Source organism: Chloroflexota bacterium, assembly GCA_018648225.1.
Classification (GTDB): domain Bacteria; phylum Chloroflexota; class Anaerolineae; order Anaerolineales; family UBA11858; genus NIOZ-UU35.
The window spans coordinates 2,073-6,392 of record JABGRQ010000203.1; the positions used below are offsets into that span (position 1 = coordinate 2,073).

The 4,320-nt window shown below is 53.2% G+C and carries 5 protein-coding genes; all 5 read right to left on the reverse strand.

The window, feature by feature from the left end:
- On the reverse strand, nucleotides 1–183 hold a 183-nt coding region (locus HN413_17560), incomplete at its 3' end, for a hypothetical protein (protein ID MBT3392208.1).
- A gap of 1 nt (nucleotide 184) precedes the next feature.
- Nucleotides 185–1,099 carry an AEC family transporter gene (locus HN413_17565; GenBank protein ID MBT3392209.1) on the reverse strand — a complete coding sequence of 305 codons (915 nt, stop codon included), beginning with the start codon at nucleotides 1,097–1,099 and terminating at the stop codon, nucleotides 185–187.
- A 27-nt stretch (nucleotides 1,100–1,126) separates the two neighbouring features.
- The gene (locus HN413_17570) at nucleotides 1,127–2,107 is read right to left on the reverse strand and encodes a HEAT repeat domain-containing protein (protein MBT3392210.1); all 981 of its coding nucleotides are present in this window, start codon (nucleotides 2,105–2,107) and stop codon (nucleotides 1,127–1,129) included.
- Nucleotides 2,104–3,171 carry a site-2 protease family protein gene (locus tag HN413_17575; protein MBT3392211.1) on the reverse strand — a complete coding sequence of 356 codons (1,068 nt, stop codon included), beginning with the start codon at nucleotides 3,169–3,171 and terminating at the stop codon, nucleotides 2,104–2,106. The genes HN413_17570 and HN413_17575 overlap by 4 nt, the downstream gene beginning before the upstream one ends.
- A gap of 202 nt (nucleotides 3,172–3,373) precedes the next feature.
- The coding region (mvaD, locus tag HN413_17580; protein MBT3392212.1) for a diphosphomevalonate decarboxylase at nucleotides 3,374–4,320 on the reverse strand (947 nt) is incomplete at its 5' end.

The window sequence follows — 4,320 nt, forward strand, 5'->3', positions numbered from 1 at the left end:
TAAAATCTTTACATCCTGGATGGGAAGCTCCGAAGTGATCTCTGTCTCGATGGTGAGTGATTCCCCAAAGGTATACGTCACCTGAGGTTGCGCGATCTGCATCTCAGACTGACCCCGTGCAGGGTTGCTGATCCCCAGGCTGATTCCAAGTATCAAGATGATCGCCAAAATTGTGCGGCGCATTTCAGGCTCCCAGATAAGCTAATAATGGCGTCAGCGTCAGTGGACTGACTAGCGTACTTACAAATACCACTGTGGTCACGAACGCGGGTTCAACATCGTACTCCGTGGCGAGGATGGTACACATCACTGCCGGGGGCATGGAGGCCTCGAGAATGCCCGCCTGACGCGCGACGCCCTGCAAGCCAAATAATCCGGCGGTTGCGATAGCCAGCGCTGGGCCAGCCAATAGCCGTAAACTGGCCGAAAGCGCTAATGCTTTGAAATTCCACGTATGAGTATTATTCTGAAGTTGCAAGCCCAAGACCAGCAACATGCTGGGGATGGTGGCGTCGGAGAGCAGCGATACGGTGCGGTTGAGAAACAGGGGCAGTTCCCAATTCTGGCTATTGAAGGTCATGCCAACGATTACGCCGTAAATCGTCGGCGTTTTGAGCAATTCCAGCAGCGAGCGTTTCCAATCCATTGTGCCCATCGAGGCGATGGCCACGCCTGCGGTATACATGGCAATTGCGCTGACCACGAAATAGATGCTGGCGTGAGCCAGGGCGGCTTCGCCAAACGCGAATAAATTGAGCGATAATCCGTAGTTGCCGCCATTGATCAGGATTACAGTCAGCAGAGTGGCAGCGAAGAGTTTTCTTTCGAGCTTGAGCAGACGTCCGATGATCCAGGCGGCGATGCCTAAGGTCAGAATTTGGAAGACAGCGAAACTGCCAATGCGGAGGAAATCGCTGCTGCTGAGTTCGCTGTTGGCGAGGAGATCAAAAATTAAAAAAGGGCTGAGGGCATAAAAAACGACTCTGGAAACAGAACGCGGATCCACATTCAGCCAGCGCCCTAATAGGTAGCCGATCCCGGCTACCAGCAAGATGGGCACTAGGTTGTTAAGAAATAAGGTGGGGAGTGAATTTAGCATGAAAGAAACGGCGTTGTGGGGAAAATTCTATTCATCGGAATACATCTCTTCGCCGCTAAACTCCATCAGGTCAAAGAGTTCCATATCTTCGTTGAAAAGCAGATTGTCGAGCGCTTCCTGAAGGAAATCGCTCTCTGCGTCATCCGCGGCATGTTTGAGTAATTCTTCCAGAATTTCTTTGATACCCTCCCCGCCAATTTTCGATAATGACCAGGCTGCGGCCATGCGGATGTCGTAGCTGGTATCTTCAAGCAACTCAGTCAGCCGTTCGGCGGCGTCTTTAATTTCTAACTCTCCTGCGGCGCGTGTGGCCTCAAAGCGCACGGCGGGCATCTGGTGATCGAGCATGGTGATTACGCTGGGAATCCAGCGCGCGTCGTAAGAGCGTCCCATCGCAAAAAGCGCGCTGGTGAGCCAATCGGCTTGCCCGGTTTGGTAAGCATCTTCGATAAGACGGTTGATTTCGCTGCTGCTGGTAAACCCCAGCGATTCAAGGGCGCGCTGGCGTACCTGTTCAGATGCTTCGTGGCGGGCTGTATTCAACAAGCAGTCAACCGTGTGCTTTTTCTTGTCGGCAGAAATCTCATCCAGTTCGCCCAGGTAGATAAAACGCCCCAGATTAGCCGCGCAAACTGCGCGCACATTTTCGTCTGGATCGTCACGCAACATGGTAGTGAGCTGTTTCAGCAGATCAACGGGATCATAGGGCAACAGGCCGCGCACAGCTAAAAAGCGCACTTGGGGGTCTGCATCGGCGAGCGATAAGCGGCAGGGAATTTCGTATGAGAGCAGGTAATTATCTTCGGCCAGGCGCTCCATTTCTTCGAGCAAAGCCAGCCGCCGCGCCAACGCAACCTGGGGCCAGCATTTGTCGAATTTGCGTTTATCTTCTCCTTCCAGGTCTGACAACCGAAAGAGGTGCTGTTGGGTAATTTCAGTCTCGGGGTCCAGCAGCGCATCCAAGATTGCAGAGAAAGAGATTTCAGCAGGGGAAGCAAGTGGATTCATTGGGGTAGTTGTACGGGGTTAATAAAATCTAGCAGGTTGATATAGAGCATTAATGCGATCAGCGCCGTGAAGCTGATCGTGATGAGAATACTTTGCCATTCCATGGAGATGCGTTTCCGAAAAATAATTTCGGGCAAGATGAAAAGAATGCGCCCTCCGTCCAGGGCGGGGATGGGCAGTAAATTGAGCACACCCAGGGTCATGCTGATCCAGGCGAAAAAGCTGAGTACATTCAGGTTGATGGGGGAATCCGCCACGGGGGAATCTTGCGTATAGACGTATTCGAGCACTTGCCCCATGCCATAGAAGCCAACCGGGCGCGCCATTTCCGGGTCGATAGAGCCGCGGATCAACTCGGCGGGTAAGGTCAGGATGAGTTTTATATCCTGATATGTGGCAACACCCCCCATTGTCAGGGCTTCGAAAAATGTGATGGGTCGAGTTGGGTTGCTCATGGCAATACCGATGGCTCCCTCGGGTGGGGGTGGATTGCGCGGGATAACAGAAGACTGGATGATTTCGCCCTCTCGTTGGACGCTGATTGAAATACTCTCGCCCAGGTTGGCGTAGATGATCTCGTGTAGCATATCAACCCCGCTGATTTCCGAACCGTCTGCGTTAATAATTAGGTCGCCAATTTGCAGCTCGGCCTGACTGGCGGGTGAATCGGGCTGGATATCCACGATGAGCACTTTACTGTAATCGGGAGCGCCAAGTTGGGTGAAAATGACCGCGTAGATGAGTACAGCCGCGAGCAGGTTCATCAGCGGCCCGGCGGCAAAAATTGCCAGGCGCGCCCAGGGGCTGGCAGCGTGCAGGCTGTCGGGCGCATCGTCTTCTTCAGTTTCACCTTTGAGACGTACGAACCCACCCAGGGGGAGCCAGTTGAGCGTGTATTTGGTGCCTTTTGCTTCAAATAGTGTCAGCGCGCGGGGCGGGATACCGATCCCAAACTCCTCTACTTTTACCTTAAATAAACGTGCCGCGGCAAAGTGGCCGATTTCATGCAGAATGATCAGCGTAGAAAGCGCTATGATCAGTTGGATTATCACGGTTGTGGACATTCGAATACCTTTGTTGAGAAATTTGTATCTTGCGAGTATAACTTCGGAAACACTTGCCGAAGCCATTTGTCTTTGTTTTATTTGAGTAGGACTTGCGCACTTTCGCAAGAAAAAGCCCGAAAATAGGGGTGTGTAGGTCCTATTGAGATTATATCCCTACTTGGTAGGAGCGGGTAGTAGAGAATGCCGCGGGGAATTATTTCTAACAGGGTTCTAATCTGGCTGCGCCGCCGGGTGAAGCGCAGACGACACTTTTTACACCTGGAATCGCTTCAAGCCGCGCGATGATTTGCACCTGATTTTCTTGCAAGCCAAGCACATGCACGTTTGGCCCGGCATCAATCGTATAACACACGGACAGGCCGCTTTTTCGCCAGGCGCGCACGGCGTGCATTACCGCCAGCGTTTCGGGTTGCCAGTAGAGCAACGCGGGATTGGAGGTCATCATGACGGCGTGCATCAGGTTGCAATCGAGTTCAGTGATCTGCGCAAAGGCGTCAAAATCTCGGTTGATGATTGCTTGTCGGCAGGTTTCGAGGTGTTGCGGCGTTTGTTGGATGCGGATTTGCTGGAGGGGGCTGGTGCTTGCCAGAGGGTGCCCATCGGAGGAGCCAGTGGATTTATGCTCCTGGCTGATAATGGCGACACAATCTACTAAATTCCAGTGATTGGGTGGCGCGATGGAGGTTGCGAATGAATCGGTTTTGTTCTGCCCGGCTTTCCATTCCACGAAGCCCGCCGGGATTGACCGACAGGCAGACCCGGAACCGCGCCGCGCTAGCCGCGATAGCGCGGCTTCATCGAGTTGCAATCCTGCCGCGCTGCTGGCTGCCAGGCTAAGCGCCGCGAACGCCGAAGCCGAGGATGCGATTCCGGTTCCCATCGGGAAGTTATTTTCACTATCAACCCGTGCAAACCAGAAAATGCCAGCCTGTTTTCGAATCAGCGCCAAAAACTCACTGACCCGCTTGAGCGCCTGCGGATCGGCTGGCTTTCCATTGATGTGAAGCTGGTCTTGTTTGAGCGCCGCATCGAAAGTAACACGGGTACGCGTGGCCAGCCCTTCCAGATTCATTGAAATTGAGCCAGTAGCTGGGAGGCGCAAGACTTGATCGCGGTTGCCCCAGTATTTGATAAAGGCGATGTTAG

Coding starts and splice junctions, on each gene's coding strand:
- HN413_17565 (MBT3392209.1), bottom strand. CDS start 1,099: ATGCTAAATTCACTCCCCACCTTATTTCTTAACAACCTAGTGCCCATC.
- HN413_17570 (MBT3392210.1), bottom strand. CDS start 2,107: ATGAATCCACTTGCTTCCCCTGCTGAAATCTCTTTCTCTGCAATCTTG.
- HN413_17575 (MBT3392211.1), bottom strand. CDS start 3,171: ATGTCCACAACCGTGATAATCCAACTGATCATAGCGCTTTCTACGCTG.